The sequence below is a fragment of the Gluconobacter sp. Gdi genome (genome assembly GCF_014132155.1).
Lineage (GTDB): Bacteria > Pseudomonadota > Alphaproteobacteria > Acetobacterales > Acetobacteraceae > Gluconobacter.
Map to the genome: position 1 here is coordinate 281,867 of NZ_BLJQ01000003.1, position 17,275 is coordinate 299,141.

21 protein-coding genes and 1 tRNA gene are annotated in these 17,275 nt (G+C 55.0%); 18 read left to right on the top strand and 4 right to left on the bottom strand.

Going from position 1 to position 17,275, the window contains the following annotated elements:
- The first annotated feature begins 71 nt into the window (after nucleotides 1-71).
- Genes JN414_RS08325 through JN414_RS08360 form a run of 8 tightly spaced genes read left to right on the top strand, consistent with a single transcriptional unit; the run spans nucleotide 72 to nucleotide 5,677 of the window.
- Nucleotides 72-425 (top strand): hypothetical protein, encoded by a 354-nt coding sequence (locus tag JN414_RS08325; RefSeq protein ID WP_202207485.1) that lies wholly within the window; start codon nucleotides 72-74, stop codon nucleotides 423-425.
- A complete protein-coding gene (locus JN414_RS08330; RefSeq protein ID WP_237389944.1) occupies nucleotides 412-1,374 on the top strand; it encodes a hypothetical protein in 963 nt (320 codons plus the stop codon). Before JN414_RS08325 ends, JN414_RS08330 begins: the two co-directional genes overlap by 14 nt.
- 1 nt (nucleotide 1,375) lies before the next feature.
- On the top strand, nucleotides 1,376-1,978 hold the full coding sequence (locus tag JN414_RS08335) for a DUF2612 domain-containing protein (protein WP_202207487.1): 603 nt from the start codon (nucleotides 1,376-1,378) through the stop codon (nucleotides 1,976-1,978).
- The gene (locus JN414_RS08340) at nucleotides 1,975-3,012 is read left to right on the top strand and encodes a hypothetical protein (protein WP_202207488.1); all 1,038 of its coding nucleotides are present in this window, start codon (nucleotides 1,975-1,977) and stop codon (nucleotides 3,010-3,012) included. The genes JN414_RS08335 and JN414_RS08340 overlap by 4 nt, the downstream gene beginning before the upstream one ends.
- A complete protein-coding gene (locus JN414_RS08345; RefSeq protein ID WP_202207489.1) occupies nucleotides 3,002-3,187 on the top strand; it encodes a hypothetical protein in 186 nt (61 codons plus the stop codon). Before JN414_RS08340 ends, JN414_RS08345 begins: the two co-directional genes overlap by 11 nt.
- Nucleotides 3,184-3,633 carry a hypothetical protein gene (locus JN414_RS08350; RefSeq protein ID WP_202207490.1) on the top strand — a complete coding sequence of 150 codons (450 nt, stop codon included), beginning with the start codon at nucleotides 3,184-3,186 and terminating at the stop codon, nucleotides 3,631-3,633. The genes JN414_RS08345 and JN414_RS08350 overlap by 4 nt, the downstream gene beginning before the upstream one ends.
- A gap of 5 nt (nucleotides 3,634-3,638) precedes the next feature.
- Nucleotides 3,639-4,043 (top strand): hypothetical protein, encoded by a 405-nt coding sequence (locus JN414_RS08355; protein ID WP_202207491.1) that lies wholly within the window; start codon nucleotides 3,639-3,641, stop codon nucleotides 4,041-4,043.
- Nucleotides 4,040-5,677 (top strand): hypothetical protein, encoded by a 1,638-nt coding sequence (locus tag JN414_RS08360; RefSeq protein WP_202207492.1) that lies wholly within the window; start codon nucleotides 4,040-4,042, stop codon nucleotides 5,675-5,677. The genes JN414_RS08355 and JN414_RS08360 overlap by 4 nt, the downstream gene beginning before the upstream one ends.
- A 29-nt stretch (nucleotides 5,678-5,706) precedes the next feature.
- On the opposite strand, the gene JN414_RS08365 is transcribed toward JN414_RS08360, so the two are convergent.
- The gene (locus tag JN414_RS08365; protein WP_202207493.1) at nucleotides 5,707-6,432 is read right to left on the bottom strand and encodes a hypothetical protein; all 726 of its coding nucleotides are present in this window, start codon (nucleotides 6,430-6,432) and stop codon (nucleotides 5,707-5,709) included.
- 233 nt (nucleotides 6,433-6,665) lie between these two features.
- Here JN414_RS08365 and JN414_RS08370 point away from each other — a divergent pair, with 233 nt between their 5' ends.
- The 7 genes from JN414_RS08370 to JN414_RS08400 all read left to right on the top strand — a co-directional run bounded on the left by JN414_RS08370 (nucleotide 6,666) and on the right by JN414_RS08400 (nucleotide 11,399).
- Entirely contained in the window at nucleotides 6,666-7,004 is a 339-nt protein-coding gene (locus JN414_RS08370) for a hypothetical protein (protein ID WP_202207494.1), read from the top strand.
- Nucleotides 7,001-7,504, top strand: a complete 504-nt coding sequence (locus JN414_RS08375; protein WP_202207495.1) for a hypothetical protein — start codon at nucleotides 7,001-7,003, stop codon at nucleotides 7,502-7,504. Before JN414_RS08370 ends, JN414_RS08375 begins: the two co-directional genes overlap by 4 nt.
- Nucleotides 7,505-7,521: 17 nt before the next feature.
- The gene (locus JN414_RS08380) at nucleotides 7,522-8,973 is read left to right on the top strand and encodes a hypothetical protein (RefSeq protein ID WP_202207496.1); all 1,452 of its coding nucleotides are present in this window, start codon (nucleotides 7,522-7,524) and stop codon (nucleotides 8,971-8,973) included.
- A gap of 58 nt (nucleotides 8,974-9,031) precedes the next feature.
- Nucleotides 9,032-9,337, top strand: a complete 306-nt coding sequence (locus JN414_RS08385) for a hypothetical protein (protein ID WP_202207497.1) — start codon at nucleotides 9,032-9,034, stop codon at nucleotides 9,335-9,337.
- 69 nt (nucleotides 9,338-9,406) lie between these two features.
- Complete coding sequence (locus JN414_RS08390; RefSeq protein ID WP_202207498.1) at nucleotides 9,407-9,916, top strand: hypothetical protein; 510 nt, start codon at nucleotides 9,407-9,409, stop codon at nucleotides 9,914-9,916.
- Nucleotides 9,917-9,990: 74 nt separating this feature from the next.
- A complete protein-coding gene (locus JN414_RS08395; protein WP_202207499.1) occupies nucleotides 9,991-10,749 on the top strand; it encodes a hypothetical protein in 759 nt (252 codons plus the stop codon).
- A complete protein-coding gene (locus JN414_RS08400; RefSeq protein ID WP_237389945.1) occupies nucleotides 10,746-11,399 on the top strand; it encodes a hypothetical protein in 654 nt (217 codons plus the stop codon). Before JN414_RS08395 ends, JN414_RS08400 begins: the two co-directional genes overlap by 4 nt.
- Nucleotides 11,400-11,787: 388 nt before the next feature.
- On the opposite strand, the gene JN414_RS08405 is transcribed toward JN414_RS08400, so the two are convergent.
- From JN414_RS08405 to JN414_RS08415, 3 genes are all read right to left on the bottom strand, one after another.
- Nucleotides 11,788-13,047 (bottom strand): Y-family DNA polymerase, encoded by a 1,260-nt coding sequence (locus tag JN414_RS08405; RefSeq protein ID WP_202207500.1) that lies wholly within the window; start codon nucleotides 13,045-13,047, stop codon nucleotides 11,788-11,790.
- The gene (locus JN414_RS08410) at nucleotides 13,047-13,424 is read right to left on the bottom strand and encodes a LexA family transcriptional regulator (RefSeq protein WP_202207501.1); all 378 of its coding nucleotides are present in this window, start codon (nucleotides 13,422-13,424) and stop codon (nucleotides 13,047-13,049) included. The genes JN414_RS08405 and JN414_RS08410 overlap by 1 nt, the downstream gene beginning before the upstream one ends.
- A 274-nt stretch (nucleotides 13,425-13,698) precedes the next feature.
- Nucleotides 13,699-13,773: transfer RNA gene (locus JN414_RS08415), tRNA-Val, on the bottom strand.
- A gap of 77 nt (nucleotides 13,774-13,850) precedes the next feature.
- Between JN414_RS08415 and JN414_RS08420 the strand changes: the two genes are divergently transcribed.
- From JN414_RS08420 to JN414_RS08430, 3 genes are all read left to right on the top strand, one after another.
- The gene (locus JN414_RS08420; RefSeq protein ID WP_202207502.1) at nucleotides 13,851-14,723 is read left to right on the top strand and encodes an N-formylglutamate amidohydrolase; all 873 of its coding nucleotides are present in this window, start codon (nucleotides 13,851-13,853) and stop codon (nucleotides 14,721-14,723) included.
- A 118-nt stretch (nucleotides 14,724-14,841) separates the two neighbouring features.
- Nucleotides 14,842-16,302, top strand: a complete 1,461-nt coding sequence (gene xylB / locus JN414_RS08425) for a xylulokinase (protein WP_202207503.1) — start codon at nucleotides 14,842-14,844, stop codon at nucleotides 16,300-16,302.
- Nucleotides 16,303-16,368: 66 nt separating this feature from the next.
- Nucleotides 16,369-16,968: a nucleoside 2-deoxyribosyltransferase gene (locus JN414_RS08430; protein WP_202207504.1), complete on the top strand. Its 600-nt coding sequence runs from the start codon at nucleotides 16,369-16,371 to the stop codon at nucleotides 16,966-16,968.
- Nucleotides 16,969-17,275 lie beyond the last annotated feature (307 nt).

Genomic DNA, 17,275 nt, shown 5'->3' on the forward strand with positions numbered 1-17,275 from the left:
CTTGTACTTGGACCCAGAACAAACTACTGTCCGTATAAATTCCCATATTCGCGCACTGCGCGGGATCTCTCATGAAATCGCTGCTTCTGGACAGAACCACATGGGATCTGTCTCTTGATGCTGACCGCAATCTGGCTGTCTGCACTGAGGGATATTCGATCCTTCAGGACGTGGCGTGTGCTGTTCGAACGTGGTCGGGAGAGTGCTGGTACGATACCAGCCTTGGCCTGACTTACGACAATGGGATCTTCAACGGCTCAACGCCAATGGCTCTTTTGAAATCCCAGGCAGAAGCCGCAGCCCTCGCCGTACCTGGCGTCTCTTCTGCTCAGTGCGTTCTGATAGGCCCCCGCCCCGATCGCTCACTTGGCGGCGCGATTGCGGTGACATTCACGTCCGGAGAAATTGCCAGTGTCCAGTTCTGACGCAACAACGTCGGTCCCGGCCGCGTCGCTCACGGATGCGGGGTTTGTGGCCCCGGCTGAAACAGATATTCTCGCTGGCGTCCAGGCCGATATCACTGCAGCTCTTGGTGGAAACGTTAATCAGGCACTGACGACGCCGCAAGGCCAACTCGCCATGAGTGAGGCGGCCATCATAGGCGATTGCCTCGATCAGATCCTTGGCGTCTTCAATGGGGTTGATCCGCGAACGGCTTCAGGGCGGATGCAGGACGCAATCGGGTATATCGCTTTCCTGACGCGCAATGCGGGCGAGACGCGAGCCGCTTTTGAATATCGCCGCCAGAACAGCGTGGCGCAAAATAGCATTGGAGCCAATGCCTCAATTCTTGGCGCCATCCTCAGCATCGACGGTGTAACGGATGCCTACGTCACGGATAATCCGAACGGGACTTCGCTGCTTACTGGCGGCGTGACGTTGGACCCGCACAGCCTTTACGTTTGCTATACCGGGAGTAATGTCGATCCCGCTGCCGTGGCTCTCGCAGTCATACAGCGAAAATCGCCCGGGTGCGGATATACTGGGTCCAATAGCATTACCATTCAGGACCCGGCCGCCGTCTATAATGGCAACGGCCCAAAGTACATGGTGAAGTACGACCTCGCCATTGATACGCCGATCTACTTCAACGTGCAGATCGTCAATTCAAACGCCGTTCCTTCTACGGCTTTGGGGCAAATTCAAGATGCGATCATCGCCGCCTTCTCTGACGGAACGGCAACGCAGCCCCGGCAGGGCTCAACCATTCTTGCCGCGCGGTATTACTGCGCAGTCGGAAACGTTGCGAATTGGGTTCAGCTTGAAGGCATCATGATTGGCACGACGTCTGCGGCTGGCGAGCAGCGGATTGACCTGAATATTAATCAAGCGCCTTCGATCTCCGCTGCGAATATCACTCTGACACTGGTGTGACATGCTCAACGTATCAGAGACGATCCTTGCGCAGTTCGCAAACAGCCCTTCTCTCAGGACGATCATTGAAGGCTTTAACCAAGCCATAGACCCGAGGGAACTGACAGACGCATGGTATGACAGCGTCTGGAATCCGCAGACCGCCGTGGGCTGGGGATTGGATGTCTGGGGCCGGATCGTCGGCGTCAGCCGCGTTCTTCAAGTTGCAAATATCGGGTTTTTTGGCTTCTCCGAGGGTGCGCCTGACTCTCTCACGTTTGGTGAGGGCGTTTTTTATAACGGGTCTGGTGCCAGTTCCAATTTCAGCCTGACAGACGATGCCTTTCGGAGGCTGATCTTCGCCAAGGCGGCTGCCAACATCTGGAACGGATCTATCACAGGTCTGAATGCCATCCTGATGCTGCTCTTTGGAGACAAAGGCCAATGCTACGTCTCAGACAATCAGGACATGACGTTGACCTATGTGTTCGAGTTTTCGCCAACAGGAGTGGACCGATCAATCATCGGTTCAGGAGTGCTGCCTCGCCCCTGTGGAGTGAGTGTGAATTACATTTTCATTCCCGCAATTGATTATGACACCGACTTCGGGCCCGATATCCAATGAAGCAATCTGACTTTCCGTCGAAGATCATCATTCCCTTTGCCGGGAATGCTTCCAGCTCTTTTGTTCGGGACATCCCGCAGACGACGACAGACCAAGCGGCGGCATCCTTTGACCAAGGCTTCCCGGCCAACACTTTTACGAACACGGCTGCGGGGGGAACGCCTCCCGACGGGAAAGACTTCAACGGTATCCTTCGCATCGTAACCGGGCTTCTTCGGCAGTATTGTCTCGGATATGTGCCAGTATTTGATGCGACCTATCAGACGGAAATCGGCGGTTACCCAAACGGCTCCCTCATCCAGGACGCCACGACAGCCGGTGTTTATTGGCAATCAACAGCAGATGCGAACACTACTACGCCGGGAGCAACTGGCGCGTCGTGGGTCCGGTTCGGTTTTTACAAGGCGACCCCGAGCACCCTGATCCAGACGTCCAACACAGGGAATATGCTCGTCCCCGCTGGCGTCTATTTGATGCGCTTCCGTTTGCGTGCAGGCGGTGGCGGCGGCGGGGCTGGCGGTGGCAATTCGACTTCTGCCGTATCGGCTGGCGGTGGCGGTGGTGGCGGAGGCTGGGGCGAAGTCATCATTTCGGTCCAACCCGGCAACAACGTCTCATGGGTCGTCGGCGCTGGCGGCTCTGCTGGCGTCAATAATGGAACATCCGGCACACAGGGCGGTGACACGATCCTGTACGTCTCTGGCGTCGAAGTAGCTCGCGTCACAGGAGGCAGTGGCGGAGCGAATGCGACCGAAGGAAGCGTTGGCGCTGGCGGTGTCGGCGGCACATTCAAGGTAACAACTGCCGTTGGGTATGCCGCAGAGGATGGCGCAGGCGGCGGCTACGGTATTTACGCCGGTGTCAGCCAAGGATGGGGCGGAATAGGCGGTTCATCGTTTGGCAAATCGTTCGTGCAGGTCACAGGCCAGAACACGGCGGGCATATCCGGACAATCTGGCGGCGGAGGTTCGGGCGGCACCGGCACCAGCAATGGCGGCTCTGGAACTGCGGGGGAAGTGATCTATGACTTCTGAGATATATGCCATCTATCTGACGTCCGCTCAGAATGGGATGCCGGCAGGATATGTGGTGAACAACATCGTCTGTCCTCCCGGTGCAGAGCCGACCACTTCAAGTGGTCAGGTTGCCGTTGCAGATCCTGACAGAAAATACCCGATCGGAAGCATCTATACGGCGGACAGCGCATGACGTGGACGCCCTGCCAGCGGATTGTAAGAGCTGACATTCCGCCATCATTACGACTAAGGGGCATTAGTTCTGACGTAATGTTGTGCTGGCCAAATGCGGCCCTGAATGGTGCTGCTGATTACAGCGTCGATTTCTCGGGACTCATGTCCTGCGGCGGCAAAATCGTGGAAACGGTATTTGCGGTGGACGGCGCGGAAATCGCGTGGTCTTCGATCTTTGGAGGGGTGGTGACGGCCTGGATCAAGTGGCTGTCTCCTGGTCTCCAGTCCGTCCTTGTGACGGTGCGCACTGCTGCTGGTGAAAACCTCACGGTATCAGTCAGTCTTAACGTTCAGACGGCAGCGTCCCTGATCGTGCCCGCGCTCCCGGCTTTTGCACCGAACGTGCTTGCACTGGGGGGCGTCTGTTTTCCGGATGCTTCCGGGGCGCCTCTGGTTACTGGATAGAAAATATGACTACGAGCATCCAAGATCCTGCGATGCAGGTCTATGCGGCGCAATCGACAGATCTGCTCCTGATGTGGCGCACGGACGGCAATCTCCCTTTGGGCGGTAGGACCGTCACGATTGCGGTCTCAGACTTCTTCCTTTCCATGGCGTCTCCGTGGATGACCCTGTGGTTCGCGGCTCTCCCGGCCGTTGCCCCGTCTCAGGGGTGGTGGAGGAATGGGGCAGAACTGGCTTATGCGGGAGATCCTGCGACAGCGCCTGCACTGCCTGGGGGAATAACAACCGCGCAGTTTGCGTCGGTTCGGAGTGCCTATCTGGCCAGTCTTCCAACGTCTGATCCGGGCGACGGGGTTTCTGACTGGAACAATAGCGGGATCATCACCAAAAGCCTTGGGGGCGGCGCATGAAATACATTCGATCTCTGGTCCTGATCCCCTTGGCGGCTTCGGCCGCTTTTTTTGTGCCTGCAGCCCGGGCTGACAATCCTGGCTTCCTGTTTCAGGGCGGGGCCAGATCTGACAGCAAGTTTCACGCTCCGGGAACATCGCTGGACAATCAGTCAGTCCTGCAATGGGCTCAGGCCATTGAGGCCACTCTTGCCGCAGCGAATGCCGCGATTCCCAAATCGGGAAACATGGACGCTTCGGGCAATCTGATTGCTCCGGTGAATTCGCCTCTGGTCAAGATTGGATCCGGCGCTGGCTACGGAGCTTATTTTGTTAACCCAAGCCCCCAGAATGGCGCATCTCCGAACATCCATGTTGATTTCTCGGCGTTCTGGAACGAGTTGACGCTGTGGTCTAACGCTCCCGGCTCCAACCTGCTGACGTTGTGGAACAAGAGCCCGACCGGATTTACAGCGCTTGCCTTCCGTGGGTTTGATCAGGATCTGAACGCACAATTTGAGCACTTTGCGATCGGGTATTTCCCAGGTCTGAATATCGGCGGCCTCAAGGGGTATTCTGGTAAAGAAGTCTCTTCCTACGACATGGCTAATGACAGCCACGAACGTGCGTCTCTGTATGTTGATCAACAGACGGGAGCACATTTCGATGGAATTGGGATTGATATTACCGGGATAATCCCTTCCGGCGCGATGAATACAATTATCTGCCCAGGTGGATGCAGCTTCCCGACTGGCATTAACGGGGACGTTGTTGAAAGCCAGACAGTCTACGGGCTTTTCCCCAAGAAGACAGTAATCGTCTCTGGAGAGGGAACCACAACCCTAACCATGAGTGCCCCGGCTAATTTTTATTCTCCCGATCAAACGAACGGGCAGCCGCTTGTCACGGGGTCTTCCGCCTACACGCAGGCGGATAAGAAGCTGGAAGTTCCTATGGGGAACGACGACGATTTTCGTTATTCTGACCTGCACGATAATAACTTTTTTAATTCCCCTATACCTTTTTTCAGCAAGGATTACCGCAAAGGTAAGGTCGGTATGTGGAACCCGGTTCCGCAGGCGGCTCTTGATGTAAACGACCATATCAGTGCGGGAACTGCGGGGTCTGGAATCACGCCGTCGGCTATTGCTATTCGCGCGGCGTGCAACATCGGCGCGTTTAACGCCTGCATCATGGGCGGGTCTGGATCGGCGTCTCAGGTCGCAAGCTCTATTTATGACGCAACCTCGAAAAAGTCTGTCCAGACACTCGGAACCGGCACGGTCATTCGAACGGTCGCGAACGGGGTAAGCGTACAGGACGTCAACCTCACTACGGGCGACACCCAGACATACCACCACCCCGTCAATGCTCAGGCGGCGGCATATTCGCTCCAGATCAGTGATTGCGGAACTACAATCTCCGTCACGGGCACAACGGCCATCACCAACGGATGGGGCCTGCCTGCCGGTTGCCGCATCACGATCAGCAATATGGGAACGGGAACCGTCACTGTTGTCCCGGGCCAGAGCCTGACCCTCGGCTGGTATGACACTCAGGCTGAGACCGGGACCTACACGTTACCGGGACAGTATTCGTCCGCCGTCCTCGAAGCGAAGACTTCTTACGTCAGCACGATTGAGCGGGGGCAGTAATCCCTAACATCATGACGCTACTGCGGAGATTATTGAGCAGGCATTCCCTCTTTTTCTGGTTTGCAATCATTATCAGAGCAATTATGTGTGTCACAGCTTCTTACATGCTCAAGAACAAGAGGGGAATTATTCCGTTCCAAGCTATATTTATCCGCTACAAAACAGAATTGCGTTATATGTTTTCCCGAAAAGGCATCAATGTATCTGATATCTCCTATTAAATATAAAGCTTGTTTTGGATTTTCTAGGGCGTGAAGTACGATGTCTGATTGAGGAACTATTACTGACATATTTTCGATAAATCCTCCGGGATCTATCGTATAGTGGAGTGACTTTTCTTTATAAATATTATCGAATAAATTTTCTAAATCACCATTCTTAGTGAGCCAGAGGTGCATCCGGATATTGACTGAATACGCTGGGGTTTTCCCATAGTTGGTCAAGCGGGGAGTAAAAATTTCAGTATGACTGCGATTATATTGCTCATGATCACGTGCGATAATTGCGCTTTGATCCGAGTCAATCCCTACAAATGCTCGTTGAGCGATAACCAAGGCATCATGTGATATCTTCGTCTGTTGGCTAGAGTTCAAGAAGCTCATGATTGATATAATCAAGGAAGCGCCAGCGAAAAGGGCGCTTCCAATTGCCGCCCCGGTTGATAGAGGACGTCCATCAGAATGATTATCATCTACCTTGTTGGCGGAATGTTGGGGCTGGTTCTCTGCGGCTTGGCCGCTTTCCGGTTCCGACATTTTGAAATCGACTTCCTAACCGCTGCGATTGTAATTCTTGGTATCTTTTTGGCCGTGTGGGGATTCAATGGAATGCGTGTTCTATATATCCTTTCACCGCCAAGTAACTTTGGAATCTAAGGTTTGAAGTTACTTTGATTGCGAAATAACACGATGAGACTTTCAAGTCTCGTGATTCGACAGAATTAAACACACCGCCCTCTGAGGCGGTTTTTTCATATCTGGAGGGCCGAATGGCCGATGAAAGTGCGCCTGGGCGTCCGCAACGTATCCTCGATTTTCGTATTCCGCTGTGGTCTGCGGGAGTCATGCTTTTCACATACGTTTTCGCCTCGGGTGGGATGTACGTAAAAATGCAGGAAGTGCAGTCGACCCTGACCAGTCTGGAAGTCAAGGCAGACCGCCGAGACACGGCCGACGAAGAGATGTCGCGGCAGATCGATCGGATGTCCAGTCGGTTTGACGTCTATGACATGCGGATCACGCGAAATGCTCAAGACATCTCCGACCTGAAGTCGTCTGTTCACGACCTGAATACGGCCGTGACTGTGGGGAAGGTTCAGGAAAAATGAACCCGAATTACGGCCTCGACCCCGGGCAGGTGAAAAACTTCATTGTCGTTCCGACCCTGACGGCCATGGGAAGCCAGTTTGCCAGTATCGCTGCTATTAACCTGGTGCTGGGAATTGCCATGGCTGAGAGCCGGCTCCGATACGTTCGTCAACGCACGAATGGCGGATACGGTCGGGCGCGTGGTCTCTGCCAGATGGAGCCTGACACGCATAATGATTGCTGGACCAACTGGCTCAACGCACCCGCCCAAGCCTCTGTAGCGCTTGTAATCCGTGGGTTCATTGGCAACCTGACGCCAGACGCTGATCTGATGATCAGCAATCAGGCTTATGATTTTGCCATGGCCCGCATCAAATGCTGGCGCGATCGCGGTCCGCTCCCTGCGTGGAACGATCCCGTGGGCATGAGCGCCTTTCACAAGCGCGTCTACAACACAGCAGGCGGGGCAGCGGACGCGTCTGCCAATGTCGTCCACTTCAAGGCTGCGATCGCGGCCTGACGCAACAGGATACCAGAATGTTTCGACGTCTCCTTGCGGGCGCATTGCTGCTCGCTCTGACGGCGTGTGCGCAGGGCACGCACACGCCCGCTGGGTCTGTTTCCGTGGCTGATTTCGGATCAGACGTGCAGCCTGCTCCCCGGGATCAGCCTAAGAAGCGTGGAGCGATACGCTACGGCGCTACAGCGACCGCATCCTCAGCCAATCCCCGGCCAGACTGGTGCTCCTATACTGCGACCGGAAATGTCGCCTGCATTCAGACGGCCACGGCTGTAGCCAGTGCGATTGGCGATCGTGTCTATGCCAATGGCGGATATTCCAGCGGTCAGACGCTCAGCGGACCGATCGCAAATGGCGGCGCGTTCGATGGCAATCAGACCGTCGGCAATGTCGGTTCTGTCCTCCGAACGCTCTCCGCCCATCTGAACGATCAGACAAACATCCTGGACTATGGCGGCGCTGCAGGAACGGCTGACAACTCAACCGCGCTCGGTGTTGCCATGTCTGCCGCTCAGACGAACGGTTCTGTGGTCACCATTCCCTATTCGACCAGTGGGTACATGCTGGGAACGGCTGGGTCTTACACGGTCAAAACGCCTGGGGAATGGGACTTCCGGGGGAATATAATTTCAGGTCCGGGTATTGGCACCCCCAATACAGGCGCCGGAACACTTCTGAGCCCATACACGAACCCCTGGCTGATTACGTCTAACCGCAAGTGGGTCTATGACCCGGCCGCAATTCCTCAGTTGGGGAATGAAACGACGGTCGCTGAAAGCCTCGAATGTCTCCCCAACCGGGCTAATGCCTCCAATGCCAACACGGCACGCAACTGGATTGCCTGTCGTTACGTCGGGGCGGATACAGGCTCGGGCGGCACGTCGTCCACAGACATCAGCACTGAAGTCGAGAACTGGGTCCTGAACGTCTCCGGGAACCATGGTGTAAGCTTTGAGATCGACACCAACTTCAACGCACCAGTGACGGATGGACAGTGGACGACCGGGCTGTTTCTGACTGGTGGCGGCGCTGCAGGCACGAACGTCAATTCGGTCGCGCTCTCGATCATGCATGAAGCCTACGACAAGTCCCGGCTACCGTGGACTACGGGCATTTCCATTCGGCAGGCCAACACCATGCTGGAGTTCCAGAATACGCAGGCTGGTGAGGCCGGGTATTTCGAGCGCGGATATGACGCGTCCGGGAACTCCCTCTGGAGTGTGGACAAGGCGGGCAATCTTGTCAGCGCAGGTGGCGCGACACTTGGATCCTTCCTGCATGCCCCGTCGATCACCATCAACGGCACGACATTCTCCACGCTGGCGACCTGCTCGTCTTCAACGCTGGGACAGGAACGCACGGTGACGGATAGCGCCGTCAACACGTGGGGCACGACTGTTACGGGCGGCGGGACCTATAGCGTCCTCGCATTCTGCGATGGAGCTAACTGGACCGTTGCCGCCAAGTAAACGTTGCTGAACGCAACTTGATTTCGCTACGGCGAACAATCCCTGAAATGGAAAGCCGATGACTGATTACTCGACGCTGCTGAACGCGTTGCCGGACAAGTACGCCCTGTGCGTGTCTGCCTTTATCATCCTGTGCAAGCTGGTCACTGTCCTGGTGAAACCTCCGGCCACGACTTCAAAGCTGGCATGGCTCTACCAGATCGTCAGTCTGGTCGGGCTGAACGTGGGCTGGGCAGCCAACCGCCTTCAGATCGGAAAAACGGGCGTCATGGTGGCGCGGTCTGATGCGGGCGAGGCCAAGGCTGCACTGGCTCAGGCGAATATCCCGCTCGCCTCTCCAAAGCCGACCGATCGGCCCTCCTGATTGCATATCGCCAATCACTCTTTCTGACCGCCTCTGAGGCGGTTTTTTCATATCTGGAGACTTTATCGCATGCGTTCTTTCAATCGCCTGGCTGCCCTTGGCCTGTCTGCTGTTCTTCTGGCTTCGACAGCAGCCTGCTCTAGCGTGGGCAGTACGACCACCTTCAACACGGCGGCTCTGAACAAGGATGCCACGGCCATTGCCTATGCCGTTCAGGTCATCGAGACGATGCCGGGCGTGGTCGATCATCTGTCCGCAGATGACAAGGCCAAGTTCGACAGCCTGGTGTCTCAGATCAAGAGTGTCACGGCCAGCATCGAGGCCAGCTCTGACGGTGCCATTACCGTCAATACCGGGAAAGACTGGGCCAAATCGCTCGGAACCGATCTCAACACGCTGCTGACCATCGCAACTCCGATTGTGCAGACGTACTACCCGTCGGCGGTCACCTACATGCAGACCGTTCAGTCCATGATTCCGCTGGTGGAAATGCTCGCGGGCCTGACGGGCGCTCCGTATGCCGCCGCATCCTCCGACGATGCCGGTCTCGTCCGTGCCCGGATCTATCAGGGCGTCTGATCCTCGCGATCGCGACCAACGACAAGGGGAGTGGCTTCGGCTGCTCCCCTCTTTTTTTGTTTCCGGAGAATGGAATGACTCTTCAACTTGGCAAGCGCGAGCCTAAGCGCGACTCTCGCACGTATAAGTTGGGCCGGGTTCTGGCCGTGCGTCGGCCGAATGTTCCGGACAGTAAAGACTGGTCTGCGGGCGTGCCTTATCAGATGTGGGGGAATGACCGGTATGGCTGCTGTGCGTTCGCGTCTTACGCAGCCCTCACGGCGACCTGGACGAAAGCCGCGCAGGCGCTTGTCCTTCTGACGACGTCCACGGTTCTGTCTGCTTATGCTGAAGTCACAGGCTTTGATCCGCAGACGGGTGCAAACGATGACGGCACCATTCTGCTGGATCAGCTGAACCACTGGCGGAACCATGGCCTTCCGCGTCCAGGGCAGCCGGGGCGCGATTATCTGACGGCTTATGGAATCATCTCGCCAACGGATATTCAGGGGATCAAGCGCGGGATCTGCTATCTCGGCGGCGTTCTGGCAGGCGTCCAGGTGCCACGGGGCTTCATGAGCCTCGGTCTCGGTGAGACATGGGATCTGTCGAAGCTGTCCGGAAATGACCTCAAGCCCGAAGGCGGTCACGCCATTGCTCTAACGGGCTATATGCCTGCGGGTGTGTTCTTCAACACCTGGGGCACGCGGACGTTCATGCCCTGGGACACACTCGTCCAGATTGCAGATGAGGCTTATGGCCTTCTGTCTCGCCAGAACTGGCTTGGCATTCCTGGCACGTCTCCGAATGGCGAGGACTTTGACGCGCTCCTGGCTGAAGTGAGGGCGGCGTGAATAACGAAAGAAATCAGCGTCGTTTTCCACGTATGCGAAAGGTGCAGACGGCGTTGCTTTGTCTGATTCTTGCCAGCTGCTCAGCCGGATCTGTGGCGCCTGTCACGATCAGCCAGGCGATTGCCGGCGTGCAGGCGGATCTGACAAAGGCGGGCGTCGTGAGTGTGTCAGGCGTTCAGTCCTGGACCGTCGATCAGGCGTCACGTTTCGATGCCAACGTGCGGGCGCTTCAATGTGCCCAGCATACTTCAGACCCTGTAGTGGCCATGATTGCCGGTCCGGTCACGATGGATCTGACGGGCACGTTCAGCCAGTCAGGGTCATTCTCGGTGTCGGCGGCATCGGCCATGCCAGTCTTTGGATTGCAGGCCGATACCAGCCGATCCAAGGGGCAAGCTCTGAATGTTCCAGTCCAGTTTGTGCCGCTATCCGCTCTGCCAGCTGCTGAAATGGGACGGCAGGTCGGATATGCGGGCGCGCTCCTGAGCCAGAACGATGATGTGCGGCATGATGAGGGTGCGCGTATTGAGTTAAATCGGAATACGTTGTCGGCTCATGTGAAATTACTGACTTCTGTCTATGATGGCTCTGATTGCTCAGTACCTATCCATGCCTTCGTTGGAGTGCGTTCCTGCAAAAGCAAAGAATAATATAAATCACACAAGAAAATATTTGACATATTCTCCAATTACAGTCATGTACCCATCTTTCTTTTCCTACCTACGTTCCCAGGGTAAAAAAAGTCTAGGCATCGCAGGGACGGTGCACTTGGTACTCATGCCAATGATTCACTTGCCGAGCAGTCTTCTGATTGCTCTGTCTATATTGTTAGCGCTTTCTCTCTGTAAGTTTATAACAACACTTAAAAACGGAGAAAAAGCAATGATGAGAGACCTTATGAATCCTTCAAAAACAAGTGGTGCGCTTACGATTGGTATATTAGCTAGTATCCCCGGCATGGTACCGCCCCTGTGATGCCTAGTCAGGTGCTATAGGAAAAGAAAAAAGCTAATTTCGTTAAGCGCACCATTACTTTATTTACCAGCTTCTCGCTCTGACAATTTCATCCAATCTTGTCGTATAACGCGCAGATAGCAGGGACGCCCTCGGGGTCCATGTACGCCGCAAGCCTGTCGAAGAAGGCCGCACGACGCCGCTTCCAAATCGCGCGTTGATTGCATCCATAACGGCCATTGCTGCGGAAGAGAGGTCAGGTGCCCGTGTTGAAAACAATGCCCCCTGAGCACCTGCTGGCCTGAGATCGGTTAACACAACTCCCGCTTTGAAATATCGATATCCTGGCAACCATACGCTCTGAGCTAGATCGGTAGCATGCCGTATCAGATCTCGAGTGTCTGACGTGGGCTCAATGGCAGCGCCGACATGCTTTGCGTACCAGGGGTCCCCATTATGAGGATTCGTCTGGATCAAAACAGAAAGGTGCGCGGATTCCAGATGCTCGGCGCGCAGCTTTTCTGCCGCTCTGGCCGCGTAATGAGCAACGGCTTCGCGGATCTCGGGCCATTCGGTCAGAAGGCGGCCAAAGGTCCGTGTCGAGGCAATGCTTTTCCGACTGGACGAAACATCTGAAAGCGCAAGGCACGACTGCCCACGTAGTTCCGCCTGGACGCGGGCGCCCACGACAGTCAGAAGATTGCGGATTGATTTTGGGTCCAGTGTCACAAAATCTGACACTGTCTCAATGCCCATCGACTGCAATTTCTTTACGGTCTGCCGTCCAGTTCCCCAGACCTCTTCGATGCTGGTGACGGCGTACCATTCGGCCCGGATACGCGGATCTGTCAGATCACATAGCCCTTCCAGTCGCGCGTGATCCTTGGCCAAACCATTCGCTAGTTTGGCGATCGTCTTTGTTGGTCCCCACCCGACGCAGGTCGGAATTTTCGCCTCTCGCCAGACAGCCTCTCTGATGTTCTTACAGCGCTCATACAAGTCACCTGGCAGACTTGTCAGATCGAGGAACATCTCATCGATCGAATAGGGCTCGACAGCAGGAACGCGCGCCTGAAGAACCTCGTACATCCGGCGAGACATGTCGGCATAAAGGGCATAATTGGACGAATACCAAACGACCGGCCGAGCTTCAGGGCGTTTGCGGGCGAAGTGCCAGGGATCGCCCATCTTGATCCCAAGGCTTTTGGCTTCGCGTGTTCTGGCTATGGCGCAGCCGTCATTATTACTGAGAACCACGACTGGCTTGCGCTTCAGGCGCGGCTCGAAAGCCCGCTGACAGGAACAATAAAACGAATTGCCATCAATCAGGCCAAAGACAGGCATCAGACGTCTGTGCGGACTAGGCCGGTCGCTACGGCCCAGATTGAGACGTCAGTGTCATCGTCGACCTGGAGAGGTTTGGTGGATCCTGACGGGCGAAGCCACCAGCCATCGGGACGCTGTGTTAGTTCGCAAACGCGCAGCTCATCTCCGACGCTGGCTATCACGACGACACCCGCCCGTGGAGCTAAGGCAGAATCGACCACCAGAATGTCGCCGTGCTTGATTCCGCGTCCGACCAGGGCATCACCTTCGACGCGAACGGGGTAGCGGCTTGGCTGACGCAGATCCAAGACGGCCGCCATTAAGTCGATAGTACCCTCGATATTGTCAGCTGTGGGTGATGCAAAACCCGTTGTGCGGTCGCCTTGATATGCCATGTTCTCTTCCTGTCTAATGAGAACAAAAAGAGAACATATTAGGCCGCGTCAAATGAATTCTGTACCGGAAATTCGTTTGTCAGCAATTTCAGAAGGTTAGTGCATCTGTGCGAAACGGTCATTTTGGACTGCACGGATTTTGCACGGATTTTATCGGTGCAGCACGATTCTAGGCGGTAGATATCGGCGATATGCGGCAGCGGAAATGATCGGGCTGGTTCCGAATTTTCTCTTGAAAGCTGCGATTTTATAAGGAATATCTGACCGGATCGGGTGGTGGGCGCAACAGGGATTGAACCTGTGACCCCTACCATGTCAAGGTAGTGCTCTACCGCTGAGCTATGCGCCCCCGATCCGGTGAGGCGGTGTTTAGCTGTCTCGAATGTGGGTGACAACCCCCTTGAACAAAAAAAATGCACTGAGGTTATGACTGACCCTTCCCCCTATCCTGCTGTAATCATTCAAAAGCCTCAGAAAACGGCCATTCCTCTTGTAGTTTCTTCTCCGCATTCCGGACAGAAATATTTTCAGGATTTTCTGGAGAGCAGTCGGCTTTCATTGTGGGAGCTTCAGCAGACAGAAGACAGGTTTGTCGATCAGTTGTTCGAATGTGTTCCATCCATGGGGGGAACATTGCTGACAACCGAATTTCCACGGATCTGGTGTGACGTTAATCGGGATTGCCGTGAACTGGATTCGGGAATGTTCAAACCTTCCCTTTCCGCCTCTGGTTTGCTGCAGACCTCGAAAGTCCGTGCAGGTTTTGGGGTTATTCCGCGTTGCGCCACGCAAGGACGACCAATCTATACGCACTGCCTGCCATTGGATGAAGTTCAAAGGCGCCTGGTTGCGTCGTGGGTCCCCTATCATCAGGCCCTTCAGAATCTTTTGTACGAAATGCAAAAACAGTTTGGCTCAGTAATTCTTCTAGAGGCTCATTCAATGCCCCGCCTGCATCAGGCGAAAAGCTGCGACATGGTTCTGGGTGATCTGCATGGCAAATCATGCTCCCCCGCTCTCACAGAGTGTGCGGAGCACTATCTTTCAGGCAGAGGATACGCTGTTCGAAGGAATGTGCCTTACGCGGGGGGCTACATCACGCGACATTATGGCCAGCCATCTGAGGGCATTCATGTCCTTCAGCTCGAAATATGCCGATCCCGTTATTTGAACCCGGTCACCCTTCAGCCGTCGCGTGGGTTTGAACAGGTTAAAAACGATATAGACGGCCTTGTGCTTGAGTTGGCTGATCTTGCATGTCACGCCTTTCAGGTCAGCGAGGCTGCTGTGGCAGAATAATCCCGGTGGCTTTTTTATGGTTGCGAACTCAAGAAACCGGTCACTAGATTGTGCCCTGCCTATTCTTTGAGACTATGCGCTAAGCTCCGGATTTTAAACTCTGGTTTGGGACATAGGCATGTTTCTGGGAATTGACGTCGGAACTTCCGGAATCAAGGTTTTGTTGGTGGACGAGAACCAACAGGAAGTTGCGTCTCATACAGAGGGTCTGACAGTCAGTCGGCCATACGATGGATGGAGCGAACAGGCTCCGGAAGACTGGTGGACTGCGACCTGTCGTGGCATCGACCACTTGAAGTCCAGAGTTCCAGAAGCTGTTTCTGCCATACGGGGCATTGGTCTTTCCGGCCAGCAGCATGGTGCAGTTTTGCTGGATTCTGCGGGAGAGGTTCTGCGCCCGTGTATTCTTTGGAATGATACCCGCTCAGAGGCGGAATGTGCGCTTTTTGAAGAGCGTTTCCCCCGCAGTCGAGAGATTACGGGCAACGTTGCAATGCCTGGCTTTACCGCTCCAAAAATTCTGTGGGTTGCTCGGCATGAACCTGAAATTTTCGAACGTATTCAGCATGTTCTTCTTCCAAAGGCATGGCTGCGCTACAGAATGACGGGTCAGATGATTGAAGACATGTCCGATGCTTCAGGCACTCTCTGGCTGGATGTGGGAAAACGTGAATGGTCACCTGAAGCCTTGAAGGCAACGGGCCTGACATGTGCCAACATGCCTGAGCTCCGTGAGGGGACTGCGCCAGCAGGATATCTGAATGAAGAGCTCACCAAACGTTGGGGAATGGTGGCTTCCCCGGTCTTTGCCGGCAGTGCGGGCGATAATGCTGCGGGAGCTGTTGGGCTTGGTGCAATCCGCAATGGCGATGCGTTTATCTCGCTGGGAACGTCTGGTGTTGTTTGGGTGACGACCAACGAATTTCGTCCGGAGCATCAGTCTGCCGTCCATGCGTTTTGTCACGCTGTTCCCAAGACCTGGCATCAGATGGGGGTCACTCTGTCTGCCGCGGCTTCGCTTGCCTGGTGGGCAAGAACCTGTGGGATGAAAGAAGCTGATCTACTGGCTGAACTTCCTGAAAAACCGTCCCACCCTTCTCCCGTCTTGTTTGCCCCTTATTTGTCTGGAGAAAGAACGCCTTACAACGATGGGACCATTCGAGGGGCATTTATCGGGCTTTCACAGGACACAAGCCGTTCTGAGCTGACGCAGGCAGTATTAGAGGGGGTGGCATTCTCTTTCCGGGACGCCCTTGAGGGGCTGAAGGTGTCAGGATCTTCCATTCAGGAAGCCGACGTTATCGGCGGGGGCTCGCGCAGCCCATTCTGGATTTCCATTCTGGCGTCTGTGTTGGATTTACGGCTCCATTGCCTGGCACATGGAGAGCATGGTGGCGCATTTGGGGCTGCCAGGTTGGCGCGTCTTGCGGCAACAGGTGAAAGTGTAGAGAGCGTCTGCACGTCTCCAGAACGTGTCTCGGCAACTGATCCTGAAGCTGGCCTTCAAAATGAATATGCTGCGGCCTATCGCCGGTATCGTCGGATATATTCAGCGCTTCGTAACATTCAGGATGCGTGAATTAATTTTGGTAACGCAAACAGAAGAGGTTTTGTCTGCGGAAAACGCGTGGTAGGGCCCATGGTCATGCAGACAAAAATTCCTTCCGTCTATCTTGCTGGAGATCTCGTCTTTCGACCTGATGCTCTCTCCATATTCGAGCGCCTCAAAGCTATTTGTGCGGAGTATGGGCTTGAAGGGATTGCTCCGTTTGACGGGCAAGCAGAAGCTCGTCTGATGCCGCCAGGACGGGAGACCATTCTGGCATTTGTCCGCGCTGACCGAGCATTGATGGATCAGTGTGATGCAGGTCTGTTCTGTGTGGATCCGTTCCGTCGTGCGGCGGACATGGATCCAGGCACTGCCGTGGAAATCGGTTATATGCACGGTTTGGGCAAGCCGATGGAGGGCTATACAGTTGACGGACGACTGTATCCCGAAAAAGTTGAAGCATACTGGGAAAAGTCCTGGAAGCAGCCACTTCGATCGAGGGTCGAGGACGGGGCGCCCGCTTCAGGCAGTCAGGAAGATCCAGATGGAATGTTGGTTCATTCTGAAGGCCTTCTACAAAATGGCATGGTAGACGGCTTCATCGGCTTCTCGGGCGGAGAAATCTCTATTGACCCGGATTTTTATGAAGCTTTTCGAAAAGCAGCAAAACGTCTCTCAGGGCGTCTGAGCCATTAAAACGTGCCTTCCTCTTTGATGCAGCTATGGGAAATGCTCGCTGAGAAGGTTTGAGAGCGCCCGCGGGCAGGATTATCATCTTGAAAGGTTACTGCCTTGCGATTTCACAGGCTGACCATTGTCTGTTTGAGTATGATGGCGGGATGTGCAGCTTCTCCCCATCGAGATGTGCGGGACGACCTTTTGAAGCCTGTTCATTCTGCTGCTCCAGAGAGCAATGAGAAAGATGGCCTCAAGGACGGAAAAGTACACGGTTCTATGTCAATGAGTACCGGCTTTGGGGCCGGTCGAGCTTCGAATGAGCTAG